General features: G+C 44.6%; 21 protein-coding genes. 3 read left to right on the top strand and 18 right to left on the bottom strand.

What is annotated here, in order from left to right:
* Positions 1–17 precede the first annotated feature (17 nt).
* Entirely contained in the window at positions 18–2399 is a 2382-nt protein-coding gene (gene ppsA, locus ICE88_RS00195; protein WP_216248243.1) for a phosphoenolpyruvate synthase, read from the bottom strand.
* Between the two features lie 117 nt (positions 2400–2516).
* On the opposite strand from ppsA, the gene ICE88_RS00200 reads away from it, so the two are divergent.
* On the top strand, positions 2517–3341 hold the full coding sequence (locus ICE88_RS00200; protein ID WP_216248245.1) for a pyruvate, water dikinase regulatory protein: 825 nt from the start codon (positions 2517–2519) through the stop codon (positions 3339–3341).
* 35 nt (positions 3342–3376) lie between these two features.
* Here ICE88_RS00200 and ICE88_RS00205 read toward each other — a convergent pair whose 3' ends face one another.
* The 16 genes from ICE88_RS00205 to rpsB form a co-directional block, all read right to left on the bottom strand.
* Positions 3377–4195: an RNA methyltransferase gene (locus tag ICE88_RS00205; RefSeq protein ID WP_216248247.1), complete on the bottom strand. Its 819-nt coding sequence runs from the start codon at positions 4193–4195 to the stop codon at positions 3377–3379.
* Positions 4192–4830, bottom strand: coding sequence for a ribonuclease HII (gene rnhB, locus ICE88_RS00210; protein ID WP_216248248.1), 639 nt, complete (start codon positions 4828–4830; stop codon positions 4192–4194). Before rnhB ends, ICE88_RS00205 begins: the two co-directional genes overlap by 4 nt.
* Entirely contained in the window at positions 4823–6031 is a 1209-nt protein-coding gene (gene lpxB, locus ICE88_RS00215) for a lipid-A-disaccharide synthase (RefSeq protein WP_216248250.1), read from the bottom strand. Before lpxB ends, rnhB begins: the two co-directional genes overlap by 8 nt.
* Positions 5991–6791: an acyl-ACP--UDP-N-acetylglucosamine O-acyltransferase gene (lpxA, locus tag ICE88_RS00220; protein ID WP_216248252.1), complete on the bottom strand. Its 801-nt coding sequence runs from the start codon at positions 6789–6791 to the stop codon at positions 5991–5993. The genes lpxB and lpxA overlap by 41 nt, the downstream gene beginning before the upstream one ends.
* A 1-nt stretch (position 6792) precedes the next feature.
* Complete coding sequence (gene fabZ, locus ICE88_RS00225; RefSeq protein ID WP_089516638.1) at positions 6793–7242, bottom strand: 3-hydroxyacyl-ACP dehydratase FabZ; 450 nt, start codon at positions 7240–7242, stop codon at positions 6793–6795.
* A 24-nt stretch (positions 7243–7266) separates the two neighbouring features.
* The gene (lpxD, locus tag ICE88_RS00230; RefSeq protein ID WP_216248260.1) at positions 7267–8334 is read right to left on the bottom strand and encodes a UDP-3-O-(3-hydroxymyristoyl)glucosamine N-acyltransferase; all 1068 of its coding nucleotides are present in this window, start codon (positions 8332–8334) and stop codon (positions 7267–7269) included.
* A gap of 16 nt (positions 8335–8350) precedes the next feature.
* On the bottom strand, positions 8351–8887 hold the full coding sequence (locus tag ICE88_RS00235) for an OmpH family outer membrane protein (RefSeq protein WP_216248262.1): 537 nt from the start codon (positions 8885–8887) through the stop codon (positions 8351–8353).
* Positions 8888–8905: 18 nt separating this feature from the next.
* The gene (gene bamA / locus ICE88_RS00240; RefSeq protein ID WP_370624439.1) at positions 8906–11203 is read right to left on the bottom strand and encodes an outer membrane protein assembly factor BamA; all 2298 of its coding nucleotides are present in this window, start codon (positions 11201–11203) and stop codon (positions 8906–8908) included.
* A gap of 2 nt (positions 11204–11205) precedes the next feature.
* A complete protein-coding gene (locus ICE88_RS00245) occupies positions 11206–12276 on the bottom strand; it encodes an RIP metalloprotease (RefSeq protein WP_216248264.1) in 1071 nt (356 codons plus the stop codon).
* On the bottom strand, positions 12273–13472 hold the full coding sequence (gene ispC / locus ICE88_RS00250) for a 1-deoxy-D-xylulose-5-phosphate reductoisomerase (protein WP_216248266.1): 1200 nt from the start codon (positions 13470–13472) through the stop codon (positions 12273–12275). The genes ICE88_RS00245 and ispC overlap by 4 nt, the downstream gene beginning before the upstream one ends.
* A gap of 2 nt (positions 13473–13474) precedes the next feature.
* A complete protein-coding gene (locus ICE88_RS00255; RefSeq protein ID WP_216248268.1) occupies positions 13475–14317 on the bottom strand; it encodes a phosphatidate cytidylyltransferase in 843 nt (280 codons plus the stop codon).
* A gap of 6 nt (positions 14318–14323) precedes the next feature.
* The gene (locus ICE88_RS00260; protein WP_216248277.1) at positions 14324–15100 is read right to left on the bottom strand and encodes an isoprenyl transferase; all 777 of its coding nucleotides are present in this window, start codon (positions 15098–15100) and stop codon (positions 14324–14326) included.
* Between the two features lie 22 nt (positions 15101–15122).
* Positions 15123–15683 carry a ribosome recycling factor gene (gene frr, locus ICE88_RS00265; protein WP_089516631.1) on the bottom strand — a complete coding sequence of 187 codons (561 nt, stop codon included), beginning with the start codon at positions 15681–15683 and terminating at the stop codon, positions 15123–15125.
* Positions 15684–15694: 11 nt separating this feature from the next.
* A complete protein-coding gene (gene pyrH / locus ICE88_RS00270) occupies positions 15695–16405 on the bottom strand; it encodes a UMP kinase (protein ID WP_089516630.1) in 711 nt (236 codons plus the stop codon).
* A 96-nt stretch (positions 16406–16501) separates the two neighbouring features.
* Positions 16502–17383 (bottom strand): translation elongation factor Ts, encoded by an 882-nt coding sequence (gene tsf / locus ICE88_RS00275; protein ID WP_216248279.1) that lies wholly within the window; start codon positions 17381–17383, stop codon positions 16502–16504.
* Positions 17383–18132, bottom strand: a complete 750-nt coding sequence (gene rpsB, locus ICE88_RS00280; protein ID WP_215291782.1) for a 30S ribosomal protein S2 — start codon at positions 18130–18132, stop codon at positions 17383–17385. Before rpsB ends, tsf begins: the two co-directional genes overlap by 1 nt.
* Positions 18133–18306: 174 nt before the next feature.
* Here rpsB and map point away from each other — a divergent pair, with 174 nt between their 5' ends.
* Both map and ICE88_RS00290 read left to right on the top strand, forming a co-directional pair.
* Positions 18307–19137, top strand: a complete 831-nt coding sequence (gene map / locus ICE88_RS00285) for a type I methionyl aminopeptidase (RefSeq protein WP_216248281.1) — start codon at positions 18307–18309, stop codon at positions 19135–19137.
* Positions 19138–19149: 12 nt separating this feature from the next.
* The gene (locus ICE88_RS00290) at positions 19150–21714 is read left to right on the top strand and encodes a [protein-PII] uridylyltransferase (protein WP_216248282.1); all 2565 of its coding nucleotides are present in this window, start codon (positions 19150–19152) and stop codon (positions 21712–21714) included.
* A gap of 4 nt (positions 21715–21718) precedes the next feature.
* On the opposite strand, the gene ligA is transcribed toward ICE88_RS00290, so the two are convergent.
* The gene (gene ligA, locus ICE88_RS00295; RefSeq protein WP_216248284.1) at positions 21719–23719 is read right to left on the bottom strand and encodes an NAD-dependent DNA ligase LigA; all 2001 of its coding nucleotides are present in this window, start codon (positions 23717–23719) and stop codon (positions 21719–21721) included.
* Positions 23720–23725: the final 6 nt, after the last annotated feature.

Raw genomic sequence — 23725 nt, forward strand, 5'->3', positions numbered from 1 at the left:
GTCAAAAACTGACTCAATCATTTCTTAGCAAGCAAAGTCCAAGTATCAACAACGCTGTCAGGGTTCAATGAAATTGAAGTGATGCCCTTGTTCATCAACCACTGTGCAAAGTCTGGATGATCTGAAGGACCTTGACCGCAGATACCAATGTACTTGCCCTTGGCACGACAGGTTTCAATGGCTCTGGCAACCAAGAACTCAACTGCTGGATCTCGCTCATCAAAATCAATTGCCAAAAGCTCCATGCCTGAGTCACGATCTAAGCCGAGGGTCAATTGAGTCAAGTCGTTTGAACCAATTGAGAAGCCATCAAAATGTTCCAAGAATTCTTCGGCCAAAATTGCATTGGATGGAATCTCACACATCATGATGACGCGCAAACCATTCTCGCCACGCTTCAAACCATGTTGACCTAAAAGACCAATCACCTTCTCAGCTTGCTTCACGGTTCTCACAAATGGGATCATGATTTCAACGTTGGTCAAACCCATGTCATTACGAACACGCTTCATGGCTTCACATTCCATCGCAAACGCTTCAGCGAAATCTTCTGAGATGTAGCGAGACGCACCACGGAAACCAAGCATTGGATTTTCTTCATCCGGCTCGTAACGTGATCCACCAATCAACTTCTTATACTCGTTTGACTTGAAGTCAGACATGCGAACAATCACTGGCTTTGGATAGAAAGCAGCAGCAATTGTTGCAATACCTTCAGCTAACTTATCAACATAGAATGCTTTAGGGCTTGCATGACCGCGAGCAACGCTCTCAACAGCTTTCTTCAAATCCAAATCAATGTTCGGGTACTCCAAAATGGCTTTTGGATGAACACCAATGTTGTTATTGATGATGAACTCTAAACGAGCCAAACCGACACCGCCGTTAGGAATCTGGCAGAAATCAAATGCCAATTGTGGATTGCCCACGTTCATCATGATTTTGACTGGAATCTCAGGCAAAGCACCACGGCTCACTTCAGTCACTTCGGTTTCAATCGGACCGTCATAAATACGGCCCTCATCACCTTCGGCACATGACACTGTGACCACCGCACCATCTTTTAGAACCATGGTGGCATCTGCGCAACCAACCACAGCAGGAACACCTAACTCACGAGCAATGATCGCGGCGTGACAAGTGCGACCGCCACGATTTGTCACAATCGCAGCAGCTCTCTTCATCACAGGCTCCCAGTTAGGGTCTGTCATATCGGCAACCAATACATCACCTGGTTGAACGCGATCCATTTCACTGGCGTCTTTCACAACGCGAACCGTGCCTGTACCAATCTTCTGACCAATCGCACGACCAGTGGTTAAAACTGTGGAGTGACCTTTGAGCTTGTAACGCATTTCAACTTTGCCTTGAGCCTGGCTCTTCACCGTCTCAGGACGTGCTTGCAAGATATAGATCTTGCCGTCAATACCATCCTTGCCCCACTCAATATCCATTGGGCGCTCATAGTGCTTCTCAATGATCATGGCGTATTTGGCCAACTCAGCCACATCATCATCCGTGATGGAATAACGATTGCGCTGCTCAAGAGGGACATCGACTGTTTTCACACGACCAGGTTCGCCTGGAGCTGTGAATTGCATCTGAATTAATTTAGAACCCAAACTGCGGCGAATGATGGCGTACTTGCCAGCAGCCAAGGTGGGCTTGAACACATAAAACTCATCAGGGTTCACTGCGCCCTGCACCACTGTTTCACCCAAACCGTAACTAGATGTGATGAACACAGCGTCTTGGAAGCCAGACTCGGTATCCAAAGTGAACATCACTCCAGACGACGCCTTGTCAGAACGAACCATGCGCTGAATACCGGCTGACAAAGCTACTTCAGCGTGAGCAAAACCCTTGTGAACACGATAAGAAATTGCTCGATCGTTGTATAAAGATGCAAATACTTCACGGATGCGATGTAAAACGTCTTCGATACCAACAACGTTTAAAAATGACTCTTGTTGTCCAGCAAATGAAGCGTCTGGCAAATCTTCAGCAGTTGCTGAAGAACGAACCGCAAAAGAACCTTTGCCATCAGCATCCAAAGTTTTGAACGCTTGACGGATTTCTTGTTCTAGACGATCTTGGAACGGAGCCTCTTCAACCCATGAACGAATCTCTGCGCCAGCGACTGCCAAGGCCTTCACATCATCCACATTCAACTTATCTAAACGATCATTGATACGCTCTGTTAGTTTGTTGTGGACAAGAAAATCTCTGAATGCCAAAGCGGTCGTCGCAAAACCTGTTGGTACTCTAACGCCAGAAGCATTGAGCTGAGAAATCATCTCGCCTAATGAAGCATTCTTACCGCCGACTGACTCAACGTCAGACATGCGCAGTTCCTCAAAGGGTAAAACGTATGCATTTGCATGGTTTGGATTGGACATAACAACTCTCTAAGTAATGGGAAACCGGTCGTGCAAGCGGCTGATGGCAAAGGCCAAAACTGCCGCAAGTTCAATGGTTCTATTGTATCCTTTGCACATTACTTTCATCAAAAAATTATGAGCTCAAAACCACGCATTGTTTTCATCGTTTCTGACGGCACTGGCATCACTGCCGAGACATTTAGCCAATCAATTTTGGCGCAGTTTGAGTTACCTTTTAGACAAGTCAGAATGCCTTTTATCAACACCGTTGATAAAGCACATCAGGCTGTTCGAGAAATCAATGATTACGCCAAGTCTTCTGGTCTTGAACCAATCGTATTTACAACATTGGTTGACTCAGAAGTCAATGCGATTGTCTCTGAAGCCAATTGTGTGATGATGGACATGTTCCAAACTTTTATTGTGCCGCTCGAACAAGCGCTTGGGGTTAAATCGACCCATGCGATTGGGCGCTTTCACAATAACGCCGATACTGAATCTTATAAAAACAGAATTGAAGCCATTAATTTTTCTCTGGCGCATGACGATGGTCAATCCAATCAGAATTTGGCTGATGCCGATGTTATTTTGGTTGGAGTGTCTCGCAGTGGAAAAACGCCGACCAGCCTCTATTTGGCAATGCAATACGGGCTTAAATCAGCCAACTATCCATTGATACCAGATGATTTCGAAAGAAATCAGATGCCACCTGATTTAATGCCGTTCCGCAAAAAATTATTTGGCCTAACGATTGATCCGATGCGCCTATCTGAAATCAGAAATGAGCGAAGACCAGGAAGTAATTACGCCAAGATAGAAAACTGTCGTTATGAAGTTAGCTCTGCTGAAGCCATGATGCGCAAACTAGCAATTCCCTGGCTGTCTACCACCAATAAATCAATCGAAGAAATTGCCACGACTATCTTGCAAGAAATTAATCCAGATCGAAGTAATTACTAAAATTTATTTCTTAGTCACTTAACAATCATCGATCTTTATTTAAGTTCTCGGCGAACTCTGCGCATTTCAAATAAACAAACAGCCGCTGCTGCACCAACATTCAGAGATTCAATGCAAGGGTCCTGAGGAATCAACACTGATCTTGAAATGGCCAAGAGTTCTGGGTCAACCCCAGCACCCTCATTACCAAAGACCCACGCGTGGGGGTCGAGTAATTCATCCCCTAAATCGTAAAGATCTTGATCCGATATCAAACTTGTTGCTATCAAAGGTAATTTAATCTTTTCGCGGACCATATTCAAAGACCAGGCTTCGAAAATTTTTAAATGACGATGAGCGCCCATCGCAGCTCTTAAAACTTTTGGTGACCAAGCTTGTGCAGTCCCTTTTAAACAGACCACATAACTTAAGCCCGCCGCAGCTGCTGTTCTCATCATAGAACCAACATTGCCTGCGTCTTGAACGCCATCCAAAATCAAAACATCCTGGCTTTGCTTCACAGGAAAGTCATGTTTCGGAATTCTGACGCATGCCATGATCGGCGGGCCATTTTCTAAATCAGAAATCTTCTTCCATAAAGCATCGTCCAGGATATAAAGATCAGTGTTGGGTACAACAGCCAATTGCATGTCAATCACAGCAGCAATTTCTGCTTGCTGAAGACCTGCCTCGGTTGTGAATAACTCCACTAAATCCTCAGATCCCAACCAAGCTTGCGCTAAATGCACCCCCTCCAATACGGCCAGATTAAGTTCTTGTCTAGTTTTATTGGCTTTAGCGCCCCCCTCAAGCAAGACCTTCAGTCTTTTGATTAATGGGTTATCGACAGAGCTTAAATGTTTTGGATCTCTCATAGGAGCTTAGTTTCCCCTAAGTTGCCTTTGGTTTCAATCACCAATCTGACCGGACCAAATGTTTTACGATGCTGAGGGCATGGTCCATGAAGCTTTAAAGACTCAAGATGAACAGGTGTTGGATACCCCATGTGCTGATTAAAGCCATATACAGGATAAGCCTCATGCAACGCTTGCATGTCTCGATCTCTGGTGACCTTGGCCAAAATCGATGCTGCTGAAATAGCCGCCACCTTGCTATCACCTTTAACAATCGCTTCCATAGAAATATTCACTTTTGGGCAGCGGTTGCCATCAATCAATGCCCTATCTGGTAAACGCCCCAATGTTTTTTCTAGGCCTTCAATGGCGCGCTTCATGGCCAGCATCGTGGCTTGCAAAATATTGATTGAATCAATTTCTATAGCACTTGCTTCTGCGATGCACCAGGCTTTTGAATCTCTGATGATGATGTCATACAACTCATCTCGAACTTTGGCTGTGAGCTTTTTTGAATCTTTTAATCCAGCGATTGGTTTGCTAGGATCAAGCACCACTGCTGCAGCAACCACAGAGCCAGCCAAAGGTCCGCGGCCTGCTTCATCCACCCCACACGTCCACTCATAGAGCGGGTTGGGTGCATTCCAATCAGACATTGATGACTTCCGCTATGACCTTGGCTACCAAAGCCCCCGTTGGCATGAGCAAGGATTGATGCATTTCAGTAAAACGCTCTTTTAAAAGCGCCACTTCATTTGGTTTATCTAACCAATTCAATGTAGCTGCAGCCAAGGCTTGTGGTGTGGCTTCCTCTTGTAACAACTCAGGAACAATGAACTCTTGTGCCAAGATATTTGGCAATCCTACATAAGGTAAATAAGCCTGACGCTTCATGATCCATGCGGTGATAGCTGGAACCTTATAAGAAATCACCATGGGTTTCTTCCAAAGAGCTGCCTCTAGTGTTGCAGTACCACTGGCTATTAAAACAACATCAGCAGCTTCTAATGCCAAACTGGCTTGGCCATCCAATAAATGCAGAGTGATATTTGGGTGTTGTTGCAATAACTTATCAGCCATGGCCTGAATGGCCGGCTTTAAGGCAGGAGTTGTAATTGGAACAACAAACTCAATTCCCTGCTTGTATTGATTGAACATCTGCGCAATGGCGTCAAAGAATCCAGGGCCAATCAAATTGATTTCGGATTGACGACTGCCTGGTAAGACTGCCACCAAAGCATTGCCTGTCTGAATATTTAATTTTTCTTTAGCGCCTGCTGAATCAGGCACCATCGGAATGCTCGAAGCCAATGGATGACCTACATAAGTTGCATTGATGCCAGCCTTTTCATAAATGGCTTTTTCAAATGGAAAGATGCACAGCATGTGGTCTACAGACTCTTTGATGCCCTTGATGCGCCCACCACGCCAAGCCCAAATAGATGGGCTGATGAAATGAATCGTTGGAATGCCTGCGGCCTTGAGCTTCTTTTCCACACCCAAATTAAAGTCTGGTGCATCAATGCCCAAAAATGCTTTGGGCGGATGCAAGCTTAACTCCTTGATCAAAGCGTTTCTGACTGAAAGAATGGCGGGCAATTGCTTGATGGCTTCAACGTAGCCACGTACAGCCAAAGTCTCCATCGGCCATAGGGCTTCAAAACCAGTTGCCACCATTTTTGGTCCGCCAATGCCACGAGTCTTAAGCCCTGCTAAATCTGAAGATTCTTGAATTGCTTGCAGAACACTTGCAGCAAGCATATCCCCTGATGGCTCTCCAGCCACACATGCAAGATATGCGTCTTCTATCAAATGATTAGCGGGCAATGCCGCGCTGTGAAGCGGCGATAAAGTCATGGAATATTCTTAGTTTCTCTGCCGTCTCAGCTTCTGTTGATTGTTTTTCTGCCGCCAAGTCTGCAATGGCTTTTTTAGCCTCTTCAAAACTCAGGTTTTGCTTGTATAACAATTTATAAGCTTGTCTTAAGGCAGTGATCGACTCCGGACTAAAACCACGGCGTTTCAAACCTTCAGCATTTAAACCATGAGGTTCAGCAACAGCACCAGACGCAATCACGTATGGTGGTAAATCTTGTACTAACTTAGAGGCCCCACCAATCATTGAGTGCTCACCAATGCGAACGAACTGATGAACACCACACATACCACCTAAGATAGCCCAATCATCCACATGAACGTGACCAGCAATTTGTGCATTATTTGAGAAGATCGTATTATTTCCAACCACGCAATCATGTGCAATATGAACATAAGCCATGATCCAATTGTCATTACCAATTTTGGTGATACCTTGATCTTGAATAGTGCCAGTGTGCAATGTTGTGAATTCACGAATCAAATTACGATCGCCAATCACTAACTTGGTTGGTTCACCGCGGTATTTCATATCCTGAGGTGCACCACCCACAGATGCAAAGTGTCCGATTCTGTTTTCAATACCAATGCTTGTATGCCCCTCAACAACTGTGTGAGCACCAATTTGTGTTTTGCGCCCAATGGTGACATTCGGACCAATCACGGCATAAGGGCCAATCTCAACATCCTCAGCAATTTCTGCTTTTGGATCGATGATTGCGCTAGGGTGAATCAAAGCCATCTTAGGCTTCCTTTTTACGAATGGTGCACATCAAATCAGCTTCAGTCACCACTACATCATTGACGGTGGCAAATGTTTTAAATTTCCAAATACCGCCTTTGAATCTTTCAATCGATGCATTCAAAATCAATTGATCACCTGGTGTCACTGGTCTCTTAAAGCGGGCATTATCAATGCCAACAAAGAAATAAACTGAGTCATCCACTGAATCTTGACCAAATGTGAGTAAGGCTGCCGTTTGAGCCAAAGCTTCAAGAATCAAAACACCTGGCATTACTGGAAATTCTGGGAAGTGGCCCGTGAAATGAGGTTCGTTCATGGTGACGTTTTTTAATGCTTTGACACGCTGACCAGCCTCTAACTCAAGCACACGATCAACCAATAAAAATGGGTAGCGATGCGGAAGCATCTTCAAGATTTGGTTGATATCAAAATTAACTAGCTCGCTCATGAATGGCCTTTTCTCTTTTTACGTTTATTTCTTGTCTGCAGTGATATTTTGAATTTGCTTTTCTAAATCTTTGATCTTTTGACGCATTTTATCTAAGCCGCGCAAAATAGCAGCATTCTTTTCCCAATCAGCGTGAGGCAGCATCGGGAAAATACTGGTGAAGTGCTGGCCCGGCTCATCAATCGAACGAATGATGGTAGTGCCACCAGATATGGTGCTTCGGTCAGCGATGTTCAAATGCCCCGCAATACTGCTGGACCCACCAATCATGCACATTTTGCCAATGGTCACGCTGCCAGCCACGGCTGTATTGCCTGCAATCACTGATAAAGCGCCCACATGCACGTTATGCGCAATTTGCACCAAATTATCAATCTTGCAACCATCATCAATACGAGTGTCTGCCAATGCCCCACGATCAACGGATGTATTTGATCCAATTTCTACATCATGACCAATGACCACTCGACCCGTTTGAGGCACTTTGACCCACTCACCGGCCGCAAGATCAGGAGCAAAACCAAAGCCATCTGAACCAATCACTGTGCCACTGTGGATGATATTTCGATCACCCAATTGACAATCTTGGTAAATTGAAACGTTGGAATAAATCAAGGCATCTGTGCCGATAGTGACATTGGGCCCAACATGAACTTGTGAAACCAGAACCGATCTCTCACCAACCTTAGCACCCTTGGCCACATGGCAAAGCGGTCCAATGTGAGCAGAAGGCGCAACTGTTGCACCAGCCTCAATCACTGCACTTGGATGAATACCAGGTAAATATGTTGGAGCAGTTAATTTTGCAAACTCTTGAGCAATCCTTGCAAATAATGCGTATGGATTTTTTGTGATCAAGTAAGTGCGATTTTTATCTGCTGAGTGCTCTTGCAAGAACTCATGATCAGCTTCAGAAACAATCAAACCAGCGGCTTGACTATTAAGGGCATCGTTGCGATACAGAGGGTTTGCAAGAAAAGCCAGTTGAGACTGATTGGCTTGTGTCAGAGGCGCCAAGCTCGAGACGAGCTGATCTCCCTTGCCCGCTAAGCGAGCCGAATAGCGTTCGGCTAACTCAGCAATCGATGGCATATGAAGCTCTTAATAATTAACGTAAGTTATTGAGTGCTTTGATGACGTCTTCTGTGACATCAATCTTAGGATTAACGTAAGCAGCCTCTTGAACAATCAAATCCAACTTGCGTTGTTCTGCAACAGTCTTAAGAGCCTGATTGGCTTTTTGAGCAATTTTTGAACGCTCTTCAAAACTTCTTTGATTCACATCTTCTGTGAATTCTCTTTGTTTACGTTGCAATTCGCGGTCAGCATCAGCCAATTCACGTTGACGACGCACACGATCCGTATCAGACATCACAGCAGCATCTTTATCTAAACGCTCTGCGGCTGTTTTAATTTTTTGAGCATCGTCACGCAAATCTTTTTCACGCTTAGCAAACTCGCTTTGCAATTTAGTTTGGCTGGCTTTAGCCATATTGGAATCTTTAAAAATTCGCTCAGAATTAACAACGCCAATACGACCGCTGAAATCCTTTTCATCGGCAGCGATTGCTGAGGCAGAAAATAAACTCAACGCCAAACCTGAAATCACAGTTGATTGAACGAACTTTTTAGCAAAACGATTCATAAATACATCCTTCAAGTATTAAAACGCGGTACCAATTTGGAATTGGAAACGCTGCAAACGATCTTCTGGTTTCTTGCTCAATGGGAAACCATAACTGAATTTTAACGGTCCCAATGGTGAGATCCAAGACAAACCAAAACCATACGATGTTCTCAAGCCAGAGAAGTCTGGTGTATCCGCATAAACGTTACCAGCATCAAAGAAGCTGAATAAGCGCAAGGTTTTATCCACACCTGATCCAGGAATTGGGAAAGTATATTCGATATTACCCACTAATTTAGACGCTCCACCAATCGGTGTCACAGTGCCATTAGAGTTGGTATTTGTAGGGCCTAGAGAACCTGGCTCATAACCCCTCACAGAACCAATACCGCCCACGAAGTAATTCTTGGTTACTGGGAATGGTTTATTACTGTAGGTGTCGCCATAACCAATCTCGCCGTTAAAGGACAGGATATTGCCCTTGAACAATGGCCAGAAATACTGGTGCTGGTAGTAAGCTCTGTAGTACTGTAAATCAGCTACAGGTGTGCCCCACTCAAAATTCGTTTGTTGGTATGTGCCGCGAGATGGAATCAGTGCACTGTCCCTTGCATCTCTTGACCAACCAATGGTGAACGGCACGTTCATATTGCTCTTACCATAAGCAGCAACATAATTTTGGTAGCTCGTTGGTGTGTTAATCGATGTTTCCATGTTCAACTGCTCAATACCCAAGCCGAAGAACACGCGATCAACCTCAGAATACGGCACACCTAACTTAAAGCTACCACCTGTTGAAACAATCTTGTACTCGGTATCACCTGTGTAATACAAAGGACGTGAGGTTCTGGTGTACAACTCAGTGAAACGGCTGATGCCATCTTCAGTGAAATATGGGTCGTAGTTTGAAATAGCCAAAGTTCGGTTGGTTTTACCTGTGTTGATATTCAAACCAATGCTTGTTCCTGTACCAAAAGCATTTTCTTGTGAAATACCTGCGGTCAAAATCAACTTATCAGTTGATGAGAAACCTGCACCTAGGCTCAATGAACCTGTTGGTTTTTCTGCTACTTTGATACCAACGTCTACTTGATCAGACGTACCTGGAATATCTTCAGTATTCACTTCGACGTCTGTGAAATAACCAAGGCGATTGATACGGTCTTTTGAAAGCTTGAGCTTTTCACTGTCAAACCATGAGCTCTCTAGCTGGCGCATCTCACGACGAATCACTTCATCACGCGTTTTGTTATTGCCTGAAATATTGATCTTGCGAACATAAGTGCGCTTACCTGGATCAACGATCAAAGCAAGATCAACAACCTGCTTGTCTTTTTGCAAATTAGGTTGTGGGTTGATTGCAGCAAAGGCATAACCATAGGCACCCAACTTATCAGCAATGGCTTTTGTGCTCTCAGTCAACTTGGCTGATGAGAACACATCGCCCACTTTTAAGTTAACCAGCTTGGTCAACTCTTCATCTTTGCCCAACAACTCACCAGCTAACTTCACTGAGGCAACTTTGTATTGTTGACCTTCTCTGATGTTGATGTTGAGGTAAATACCTTTTTTATCTGGCGTGATTGAAACTTGTGTCGACTCAATCACAAACTCTAAGTAACCACGGTTCAAATAGAAAGAACGAATTGCTTCCAAGTCGGCCGTTAACTTTTGTTTCGAATACAAATCATTCTTGGTGTACCAAGACAACCAATTAGGTGTTGATAACTGCATTTCTTCACGAAGGTCTTTTTCCTTGAATGCAGAATTGCCCACAATATTGATCTGAAGAATCTTTGATACTTGACCCTCATCAACGTTGAACAGGATGGCTACTCTATTTCGCTCAACAGGTGTCACAGTGGTAATCACTTCTGCAGCGTAGTAACCGCGAGAAATATATTGACGCTTGAGTTCTTGCTCAGCTTTATCGATCAATGCTTTGTCGTAGTAACGAGCTTCTGCAACACCAACGGCTTTAAGAGACTTCTTCAGAGCATCCTTATCAAACTCTTTAATGCCTGTGAACTCTAGCTGTGAAACTGCTGGTCGCTCTTCAACTCGGACAACCAATACTTGGCCATCAGACTCGACTTTCACATCTTTAAAAAATCCAGTGTTATAAAGTGCGCGGATCGCATCAGCGCCCTTGTCATCAGTGAAAGTTTCGCCAACTCTCACCGGCAAATAACTAAAAACCGTGCCTGGTTCGACGCGTTGCAAACCTTCAACGCGAATATCTTTCACCACAAATGGATCAGCAGCCATCAAAGGGGCTGAAAGCAAACTAACTGCGATTGCAGCCAAAGGGGTCTTAATAAATTTATTATGTATTTTCAACGTAAAAACAATCTAGAAATATCGTTAAACAAAGCCAATATAGTCAAAAACAGGAGGCTACCCATACCAACTCTTTGCAATACATTTTGAACGCCATCTGAAACCCGCTTACCAGACAACAATTCCCATCCATCATACAGTAGCTGACCACCATCTAGCATGGGTAATGGGATCAAATTCAGGATTCCTAGGCTGATACTGATCATCGCCAAAAAGCCTACATAGGACTGCCAGCCAACTTGAGCTGTTTTACCCGCCATATCAGCAATGCTCAGAGGCCCGCCAATCTGTTTGATCGACGATTCACCAGTGAATATCCCCACCAACATCCGCACAGAAATAGCGCTGATATCCCAAACCCTCTCACTTGCCACACCAATGGCCTCAAAAATGCCTAATTTGAGCTCAAAAATACCAATGGGCTCACTCACATCTGGTTTGATGCCTAATTTTGCCAATGGATCAGCATCTGGGGTCAAAATCGGCATTTTTTCTGTTTTAAAAACAACATCTTGCTCAACTCCTTGGGGAGTTTTGACCTTCACAACAAACCCCTCTGAGCTTGTCACGGCATCCATCAAGCGCCATCTCAGCTGATTCCAGCTTGCAATAGGTCTAAAAGAGTCATCCCCCTCAGATTTCCAGCCAACCACCGTGTCGCCAGCGTATATACCCGCTTCATAAGCCACACTGGCTTTGTCAGGTTCGACTAATTTAGAAGGTATTTGAGGAACGCCTGAAGCAAATAAAATCGTCAAAAAGACTATGGCGAGAATGAAATTGGCCAAAGGGCCAGCAGCCACAATGAAGGACCTTTTCCACAGTTTTTGACTTCTGAAGGACTCTTCATCCATTTTGACGTAACCACCCAAGGGCAAACTGCTCAATGCCCACTCGGTAGAATCCGGTGATTTTTGATAAGTCCAAATGGTTTTTCCAAAACCAACAGAAAATCTCAATACTTTGACACCGCACATTTTGGCAGCACTGTAATGGCCATATTCATGAAAGCTGACCAATAGACCCAATGCCACTAAAAATGCCAATAAACTCCAAATCACTGTCATGCGTTCAATCCTTTGACCATTGTTTGAGCATGCTCACGAGCAACTTTGTCAGCTTCAAATATACCCTCCAGGCTCATCGCCCCACTGACCTGCGTTTGATTTAAAACACGCTCAACCAGCTCTGGAATCTGTGTGAATCGAATCCCATGATTCAAGAAAGAATCAACTGCAACTTCATTGGCAGCATTCAAAATGGTTGGCGCCAAGCCACCAGAAGCCAGGGCTTGATAACTCAGAGACAAACAAGGGAAACGATGCAAATCAACGGGCTCAAAACTCAAGTCATGAGCCGATGTGAAATCCAATTCTTTCACTCCAGCATCAATCCTTGAAGGCCAACCCAAGCCATAAGCAATCGGCGTTTTCATATCGGGCTGTCCAAGCTGTGCAATCACAGATCCATCAATGTATCTGACCATCGAATGAACCACGCTTTGAGGATGTATCAAGACCTTGATTTGTTCCGCAGGCAATCCAAATAAATGATGAGCCTCAATCACTTCAAGACCTTTGTTCATCATCGTCGCTGAATCGACTGAAATTTTTCGTCCCATGACCCAGTTAGGATGGGCACAAGCCTGATCGGGTGTGACATTCTTCAACTGATCCAAAGAATGATTTCTGAATGGGCCACCTGAGGCGGTCAATAAAATCTCTTTAACGCCCAAGGATGCATATTTACCTCGAGAGCCTCCATTAGAAGTATTAGCATCAGGCAAACATTGATAAATCGCGTTGTGCTCACTGTCTATAGGCAGCAGCTCAGCACTACTGCTAGCAACTGCCGACATGAAAAGATCACCCGCCATCACCAAAGCTTCTTTATTGGCCAATAAAATCCGCTTACCTAATTTAGCCGCTTCAATGGTTGGTAGCAAACCTGCTGCTCCAACAATGGCTGCCATCACCGTATCAACCGAGGTCAGTGTTGACGCAGCGACCAAGGCCTCTGCGCCATGCTCAACAGTGATGTGCAGGCCCATAGTTTTCAATTGACCATTCAAACGATTTGCAGCATCTGCAGAGCCAACGACCACCATTGTTGGCTTGAATTCTTCACATTGCTTTGCGAGTAATTCGATATTTGAATGGGCTGTTAAAGATTCAACTTTGAATAATTCTGGATGGGCACGAATCACATCCAGAGTACTCACTCCAATTGATCCGGTTGAACCAAGGACGCAAATATGTCTCATGCTTAGCTCGCCATCAAAATGATCAGCCCTGCTAATGGCAAGACTGGCAAAAGAGCATCAATGCGATCTAAAAAACCACCATGACCAGGCAACAACGCACTGCTATCTTTGACTCCAGCAACACGCTTCATTTGTGACTCAAACAAGTCACCCTGAATACTCATTGCAACACACAGTGCCGTCACAAGAATCATTCCTGACCATCCCCAAGAGGATTGAATCAAAGCAAAGAAGTTGCCTTGGGTGTAAGGATGATCTGCAAATAAAGTGGCTCCCAGAATGCCGAGCACCATCACCAATAAATAACCACCCAAAGCACCTTCAATAGATTTGCCAGGGCTTAAATTCTTGGCCAGCTTGTGTTTACCAAATGCTTTACCCGCAAAATATGCGCCGATGTCAGCAGCCCAAACCAAAACAAGCACTGATAAGAACAGGGTCATACTCACTGCACGCAAATGCATCAGCGCAAACCAACAGGCCGGCAGGATGAATAAGCCAATCGCGGCCAAAGGCCAGCGCCAAGAAACAAGATTCAATTGAAGTGATTGCTTCATGATGAATGGCACCACCAGCAACCAAAAGCCCAAAGTCAACCACAAAAGAATTTTGACGGCTTCAATGTCGGCATACATTAACCAAGCAACTAAATTGAGCAAACACAAACCTGCGTATGAAAATGCCCTGCGCTGATTATTTGGGAAGAGCAATCTCCACCACTCCCATGCAGCCAAAGTGATAACGATAGCAATCAATGCGCCCAAATAAATCAGGGGTGCAAACCAGAGCACTGGTAAAAAAATACCTAAAAGTACGATTGCTGTAATGACTCTGGTTTTAAGCATGCTGTTCTATTTTTCCGCTTCAATGACTTGAGCACTGGTGCGCCCAAAACGTCGCTCACGCTCTCGATACCAAGCAAAAGATGCTTGAAGCGCCTTGGCATCAAAATCAGGCCACAGCAAATCTGTGAAGTAAAGCTCTGTATAAGCTAACTGCCAAAGTAAAAAGTTACTGATTCTTTGTTCGCCGCCCGTTCTGATGAACAAATCAGGTTCAGGTGCATACGACATGGATAAATGAGGTGTTAATAAAGCTTCAGTCACTCCCTCAGGAGTAAGGCCCGGATTTGCTTTCAAGCAAGCTGATACCGCTTGCAACATGTCCCAGCGACCACCGTAGTTAGCAGCGATGGTGAGATTAAGGCCCGTGTTGTGAGCAGTTTTTTCTTCTGCTTGCACGACTCGCTCTTGGATCTGCTCATCAAACTTGGTGAGATCACCCACCACTCTTAAGCGCACATTGTTCTTATCAAGACGAGAAACTTCTTTTTCTAATGCAGTTAAGAATAACTTCATTAAAAAACCAACTTCTTCAGCAGGTCTGCGCCAGTTTTCAGAACTAAAGGCAAAAAGAGTCAAATATTCAACACCTAGATCACCACATTCTTTGACGATCTCTCTAACAGTGTTCAGTCCTTGTGAGTGCCCTGCAACCCTTGGTAAAAAACGTTTGGTCGCCCATCGACCGTTGCCATCCATGATGATGGCTAGGTGTTTGGGAATACTCGCCACATCAGGCACAGCCAAAGTTGTGCTGATGTGTGAGGGATTGGTTTTTTTGACCATAAAGAGACTATTTAAGCTTGGCTTAAACGGTCATGATCTCTTTTTCTTTATCAGAAATGATCTTGTCAATCTCAGCAACAAAACGATCGGTCATTTTTTGAACTTCATCTTGCGAGCGACGCTCATCATCTTCTGAGATCTCTTTATCTTTCGCTAGCTTCTTCAATGATTCATTTGCATCACGTCTTAGATTGCGCACAGCAATTTTTGAATCTTCGCCTTCACCCTTGACCACTTTGGTCAATTCTTTGCGGCGCTCTTCAGTCAATGCAGGCATTGGCACACGAATGATATTGCCTTGAGTGGCAGGATTAAGCCCCAAGTCAGATTCACGAATGGCTTTTTCTACTGCGCCCATCATGTTCTTTTCCCAAGGCTGAACGGTCAAGGTTCTGGCATCCGCCAAACCTAGGTTAGCTACTTGAGCCAATGGTGTTGGATTGCCATAGTAATCAACGTTGATCTGCTCCAAGATACCTGGATGAGCACGACCAGTTCTGATTTTTTGCAAATTCGATTTCAATGACTCAATCGATTTGGTCATCTTTTGTTCTGTATTTTTTTTAATTTCATTAGCAGACATGATGTTTCCTTTTAAACGTGTACCAAAGTACCTTCACTATCACCCATCACAACGCGTTTCAGTGCGCCAGGCTTGAGGATTGAAAAAACTTTGATGGGTAATTTTCTATCGCGACACAAGGCAAATGCTGTGGCATCCATGACCTGTAGGTTTTTGATGATGGCTTCATCAAAAGTGATGGTGTCGTAACGAGTGGCTGTAGGATCTTTCTTCGGATCGCTGGTGTAAATACCATCTACCTTGGTTGCTTTCAAAACAACTTCAACACCCATTTCTGCGCCACGCAAAGCAGCGGCAGTATCAGTGGTGAAGAATGGGTTACCAGTTCCAGCAGCAAAAATCACCACCTTGCCCTCTTCCATATGACGAATGGCTTTAGGGCGAATGTAGGGCTCTACAACCTGATCCATTCTTAAAGCTGATTGAACACGGGCTTCCACACCCTTTTGGCGCAATGCATCTTGCAATGCCAACGCGTTCATCATGGTTGCCAACATGCCCATGTAGTCAGCGGTTGCGCGGTCCATACCGGCCGCACCACCAGCCACACCTCTAAAGATATTACCGCCACCAATCACGATGGCTAACTGAATACCGGTTTGCACCACCTCAGCGACATCAGCGACCATGGCATCAATGGTGCCTGGATTGATACCGTAAGAGTCATCGCCCATTAAGGCTTCACCTGATAGTTTGAGCAAAACTTTTTTATAAGCTGGCATGGTCAGTCTCTCTCTTTATTTAGCATTCATCAAGTTACAAAAGTATAAAAGGCACGAAGGTTTTAGCCCCGTGCCTTTTTGAACTACAAGAACTACTTAGGCCGTGGCTTTTGCAGCAGCTACCTGAGCAGCAACTTCAGCAGCAAAGTCATCTTGACGCTTTTCAATACCTTCACCTACAACATACATCGTAAAGCTCTTGATGGTTGTGTTAGCAGCCTTCAACATTTGCTCTACAGTTTGTTTGTCGTTTTTAACAAAAGTTTGATTCAACAAAGAAACTTCTTTCAAGTACTTCTGAACTGAGCCCTCAACCATCTTAGCGATGATTTCTGCTGGCTTGCCTGATTCAGCAGCCTTAAGTTCAGCAACACTCTTCTCTGTAGCAATCTTGTCAGCCGGCACATCTGCAGAAGACAAAGCGATCGGCTTCATCGCAGCAATGTGCATAGCAACGTCTTTGGCAGCAGTATCGTCACCAGTGTATTCAACCATCACACCAATGCGTGTACCGTGCAAGTAAGACACTAACTTGTTCTCACCTGAAAAACGTGTGAAACGACGCAATGACATGTTTTCACCGATACGACCGATCAATTCAGCGCGAACTTCTTCAACTGTCTTACCAGAGTATGGCAAAGCAGATAAAGCAGCCACATCAGCTGGATTCTTTTCAGCAACTAATTGAGCACAAGCATTGCTCAATGCCAAGAAGTCATCATTCTTAGAAACAAAGTCTGTTTCGCAGTTAACTTCTAGCAACGCGCCAGTTGTGCCGTTGATGAACGCAGTGATAACACCTTCAGCTGTAACACGTGAAGCAGCTTTACCAGCTTTGCTTCCAAGTTTTACACGCAGAATTTCTTCTGCTTTAGCCATATCACCATCAGCTTCAGTCAAAGCTTTTTTGCACTCCATCATTGGAGCATCAGTTTTGGCGCGTAGTTCGCCAACCATTGCAGCAGAAATTGCAGCCATTACTCGCCCTTTCCTTCTTCAACGAACTCGTCAGCGTCGCCTTTAACAGCTTCTAACACTTGGTTCACTGCGTTTGCTTTGCCTTCCAAAATAGCATCAGCCATCGCACGAACATACAAAGCAACCGCTTTGCTTGAGTCGTCGTTACCTGGGATGATGTAATCAACACCTTCAGGTGAGTGGTTTGTATCAACCACAGCAATCACTGGAATACCTAATTTCTTGGCTTCAGTTAAAGCAATCTTGTGGTAACCAACGTCCACCACGAAAATCGCATCAGGTGTACCAGCCATATCTTGAATACCGCCCAATGATTTCTCTAATTTCTCGATATCACGGCTGGTTGTCAAAGCTTCCTTCTTAGACAAACGCTCCCAATCGCCATTTTCGCGAGCAGCAGTCATGTCTTTAAGACGCTTGATAGAACCTTTAACAGTTTTAAAGTTAGTCAATGTACCGCCCAACCAGCGAGCATCAACGTAAGGCATGCCAGCACGAGTTGCTTCTTCAGCAATGATCTCTTTTGATTGGCGCTTTGTACCAACGAACAAAATAGTGCCGCGGTTTGAAGCTACTTGACGCACGAACTTTTGCGCTTCCAAGAACATTGGAAGTGTTTTTTCGAGGTTAATAATATGAATTTTGTTGCGATGACCGAAAATATAAGGGGCCATCTTTGGTGACCAGAAGCGAGTTTGGTGCCCAAAATGGCAACCGGCTTCTAGCATTTGACGCATAGTCACTGACATGTAAATCTCCTAAGGGTTGTGTCTAGAACCAAGTCCTGACTGCACTAAAAAGTGCCACCCTGGACGGCTTGGTTCGTGATTCTGCTCCAGACCATCTGAAACAGTGTGCGTATTCTACCCTAAAAATCGTATTAGAGCCATGAAAACAATGAATTTATGCTGGATAATCGGGGTATGTTGACTGAAACTAAAAAACCCACTTCTCAAGAGTTCATCGCTGGTATGCGTGAAGCTGGTCGCTTGGCCAGCGAGGTACTGGACCATGTGACCCCATTTATCAAGGCAGGCGTTACCACTGGTGAGCTGGACCAGATTTGCCACGATTACATGGTCAATATTCAAAAAACAGTCCCAGCACCCCTAAATTACCAGCCTCCAGGCTATCCACCCTTCCCAAAATCCATCTGCACCTCGGTCAATGACGTTATTTGCCATGGAATCCCAGGCGACCGGATACTCAAAGACGGCGACGTGGTCAACCTTGATATCACCGTGATCACCCCCACTGGTTACTATGGCGATACCAGCCGAATGTTTTCGATTGGCGAACCTTCAATTTTGGCCAAAAGACTCTCACAAATCACTTATGAGTGCATGTGGCTGGGCATTGCTCAAGTCAAACCAGGTTGTACTTTGGGTGATATTGGCTACGCGATCCAAACTCATGCAGAAAATGCAGGTTACTCAGTGGTCAGAGAGTATTGCGGTCACGGCATTGGACAAGTGTTCCATGATGAACCTCAAATAGTGCATTACGGCAAACCAGGTTTGGGTGAGCAACTGCATGAGGGTATGACCTTTACGATTGAACCCATGATCAATGCCGGCAAAAGAGATATCAGAACCATGCCTGATCAATGGACGGTTAAAACCAAAGATCGTAGCTTGTCCGCTCAGTGGGAGCACACATGCTTGGTTACTCCAACGGGCGTTGAGGTGTTGACCTATTCAGCAGGCAGCCCTCCGCCACCAGCGTGTGTTAGCAATCTCAAGTTCAGACCGTAAATCAAGCAAGACATGGACACCCTTGCAACTCTTAAAACTCGTCGCGAGGCTCGCTTTGAAGAGTTCAAAAAGGATTTAAACGTCCATAAGTTAACCAAGGACATCTGCCAGCTAATCGATCAGCAATTAATGTTGGCCTGGCAAGAAAATGGTTTAGACGACTATGCAGCTCTTGTGGCCGTGGGTGGATTTGGGCGCGCTGAGCAATACCCATACTCTGATGTTGACATACTCGTACTTCTCTCGGAAAAGCTCAGTGCTGATGAACTGGCTATCGCTACTCCAAGAGTAGAAAGCTTCATTACTCGCTGCTGGGATCTGGGCATTGAGATTGGTTCATCAGTTCGTAATATCGAAGAGTGTTTGCAAGAAGCCGCAGCAGACATCACAGTTAGAACTGCACTTCTTGAGTCTCGTCTTGTGGGCGGGGATAAAAAACTCTACCGTCGATTCTTGGTGCAATTTGATGCAGCGATGGATGCCAAGGCGTTTTATCAAGCGAAGTTATCAGAACTGCGTCAGCGACATCACAAATACAACGACACACCCTATTCCTTAGAACCCAACTGCAAAGAGAGCCCCGGTGGATTAAGAGATTTACAAGTGATTCTCTGGATGACCAAAGCTGCCAAGCTGGGAAATAGCTTTTCCGATTTACATAAAAAAGGTCTTTTGACCAAGCGTGAATCATTAGAAATCAATAAAAATCTAAAACTATTACAAACCTTGCGCACTCAATTGCACTTGGTTGCTAAGAGACGTCAAGATGTTTTGGTGTTTGATCTACAAACTCAGTTGGCTGAATCATTTGGTTTGACTTCAGAGAATGGCACACGTGCCAGCGAAAAGATCATGAAGCAGTATTACTGGGCTGCGAAAGCGGTGACCCAACTCAATGAAATTCTGATACAAAATATTGAGGCGATTCTTTTCCCTAAAGAATCGAGAATCACCAGACCAGTATCGGAGCATTTTGTTGAGAAGCAAGGATTGCTCGACATCTTGGATCCAAACTTATTTGAAAAGCATCCCAATCAAATTTTACGGGCATTTTTGCTTTACACAAAAACACCTGGTGTTAAAGGATTTTCAGCTCAAATACTCAGAGGTTTGTATAACGCCAGAAATCTTATGAATGCTGAATGGCGCAAGCAAGCAGAAAACCGAGAATATTTCATGGAGATTGTGCGCCAACCTCGCGGCGTGACAAATGCATTCCGCTTGATGAACCAAACCAGTGTCTTGGGTCGTTATCTACCTGCCTTTAGAAAAATCGTCGGACAGATGCAACATGATTTGTTTCATGTGTACACAGTCGATCAACACATCTTGATGGTACTTCGCAATGTGCGACGCTTTTGGATTGTGGAGCACACACATGAATTCCCATTCTGCAGTCAGCTTGCAGCCAAATATGACAAGCCATGGCTTTTGATCCTAGCTGCTTTGTTCCATGACATAGCCAAGGGCCGTGGTGGCGACCACTCGGACCTTGGTAAAAAAGATGCGCGCTTATTTGCAAAACAACATGGCTTGAATAAAGAAGACACTGATATATTGGTATGGTTGGTTGCTGAACACTTGACCATGAGTCAAGTGGCACAAAAACAAGATATCAGCGACCCAGATGTCATCAAAGCTTTTGCCAAAAAAGTAAAAACTGAGAGACGATTAACAGCACTTTACTTATTAACTGTTGCTGATGTCAGAGGAACAAGTCCTAAAGTTTGGAATGCCTGGAAAGGCAAATTGCTAGAAGACTTGTACAAGCTTACCTTGAGAATTTTAGGTGGCGAGCAACACGATCTCAGCTCTGAGTTAGAGCAAAATCAGTCAGAAGCCAAACAAATGCTTCGCCTGTTTGGTCTTCAAGCAGATGCTCATGAGAATCTCTGGAAGCAATTAGATATCTCTTTCTTTTTAAGACATGAGCCCAGTGATATCGCCTGGCTCACCAAACATTTGCATGGCCGCGTGAACCACCCTGAGCCAATTGTTAGAGCTCGCCTATCGCAAATTGGTGAAGGTTTACAGGTTGGAGTCTATGTGAAGGATCAAGTGGATCTATTTGCTAGGATTTGCGCCTACTTTGATCAACAAGGTTTTTCAATTTTAGATGCCAAGATTCATACAACACAGCATGGCTATGCTTTAGATACCTTCCAAATTTCTGGGACGAATATGTTGCGTGAAGGCGGTCACTATCGAGACATCATTCAACTGGTTGAGCATGACTTGGCTGCGATGCTTCAACAAAGCGCTCCACTGCCAAATCCTAGCAAGGGTCGCCTATCAAGACAATCAAGAAGCTTCCCCATTCAACCTCGCGTGAGCCTCAGGGCTGATGAGCGCGGTCAATACTATGTCTTATCCGTATCTGCCAATGACAGAACTGGGCTCCTTTACGCCATAGCCAAAATTTTGGCTGAGCACCATATTTCGCTTCACACCGCCAGAATCAACACACTGGGTGAGCGCATCGAGGACGTATTTTTATTGGATGGTCATAACCTATCCAAAGATTCAAAAATACAAGTCCAACTTGAAACAGAGATCTTGGACGCTTTAGCAGTTTAATTCACTAAAGCTGTAAAAGTTGCATCATCTGAGCTTCATCAATCACAGCGACACCTAACTCTTGAGCTTTCTCAAGCTTGCTTCCAGCATCAGCACCAGCAACCACATAATGTGTTTTGGCAGACACGGATCCTGCCACTTTTGCTCCAGCCTTTTCTAACAGAGCTTTTGCTTCATCACGCGACATGGTGGGTAATGTTCCGGTCAAAACAAATGTTTTACCAAGCAATTCTGGGTTGATCGTTGAGGTTTCTACCTCAAGCTCAATGCCAGATGCCAATAATTGCTCAACAACCTCTCTATTATGAGATTCACTAAAGAAACTGAGCAATGATTTTGCGACTACGGGACCGACATCATTGACCTGAAGCAATTCTTCTTCATTGGCCACCATGAGCTTATCAATCTGCCCAAAATGTTTAGCTAAATCTTTGGCTGTGCTCTCACCGACGTGACGTATACCTAGAGCAAAAATAAATCTGGCCAAAGTATTTTTTCTGGATTTTTCAATTGCCTGTAGCAAGTTCTCAGCAGACTTTTCACCCATTCGATCTAAATTAGCCAAAGACATCAATCCTAAACGATATAAATCAGCAGGCGTTCTCACAATGGATTGATCGACCAACTGATCAACGATTTTTTCACCTAGGCCATCAATGTCCATGGCTCTGCGATGAGCAAAGTGTAAAAGCGCTTGTTTACGCTGGGCAGGACAAAACAAACCACCACTGCATCTTGCAACAGCTTCTTCTTCTGGTTTCTCTATATGAGAGCCACAAATCGGGCAAGATGTGGGCATCACAAAAGCGATTGCTGAAGATGGGCGCTTCTCCTTGATGGCTGAAACAACTTCAGGGATCACATCACCTGCTCGACGAACCACCACGGTATCGCCAATGTGAACATCTTTGCGACGAACCTCATCTTCATTATGCAAAGTAGCATTGGTCACAGTCACACCGCCAACCACCACCGGTGAAAGTCTGGCTACTGGTGTGATGGCCCCAGTTCGGCCCACTTGGACATCAATACCCAAGACAGTGGTCAGAGCCTCTTGGGCTGGGTATTTGTGAGCCACTGCAAATCTAGGAGCTCTTGAAACAAAACCTAAATCCTCTTGCAGTTCTCTTGAGTTAACTTTGTAAACCACTCCGTCAATGTCATAAGGCAATTGATCACGCAAAGCACCAATCGATTGGTAAAACCCCATCAAGCCATCAATTGATTGCACGACTGCGCGATGTTCGCAAACAGGCAAACCCCAAGATGCATAGAGATCTAATAATTCAGAATGTGTTTTAGGTAAAAAGCTTGATGGCTCACATTGACCGATGCCGTAGGCATAAAAAGACAAGGTACGTTGGGCTGTGATTCTAGGATCTAATTGACGCAGACTTCCGGCCGCAGCATTTCTTGGATTAGCGAATGTTTTCTCAGATTTATTAATAGCCGCTTGATTCAAACTCTCAAAGTCTTTATGGCTCATGAAAACTTCGCCTCTCACATCCAAAACTTTTGGATGTGCATTACCTTTTAGCTTTAGAGGAATCGCTTTGATTGTTCGGATGTTGGCCGTGACATCTTCACCACTGTAGCCATCACCGCGCGTGGCAGCTTGCGTCAAAAGACCATTTTCATAACGCAAAGATATCGCCAAACCATCAAATTTCAGTTCAGCAGCATATTCAATAGCACTTAAATTTAATCCCTCACGACAACGCTTATCAAAAGCCTCAGCCTCTTTGTCTTCCAATGCATTATTCAATGAAAGCATCGGAACCACATGTTTGACTTCAGAAAAAAGATCGCTTGCTTGCCCACTCACTCGCTGTGATGGTGAATCAGAAGTTATCCAATCAGGATGCTCCTGCTCGATCGACAATAACTCGCGATAGAGCTTGTCGTATTCAACATCAGGAAGTTTTGGGTCATCAAGAACGTAGTAGGCATGATCTAAGCTTGCCAACTCGTCTTTCAGCCAGGCATATCGGGCCGAATCAGCCATAAGAAC

It is taken from the genome of Polynucleobacter sp. AM-26B4 (assembly GCF_018882285.1).
Classification (GTDB): Bacteria; Pseudomonadota; Gammaproteobacteria; order Burkholderiales; family Burkholderiaceae; genus Polynucleobacter.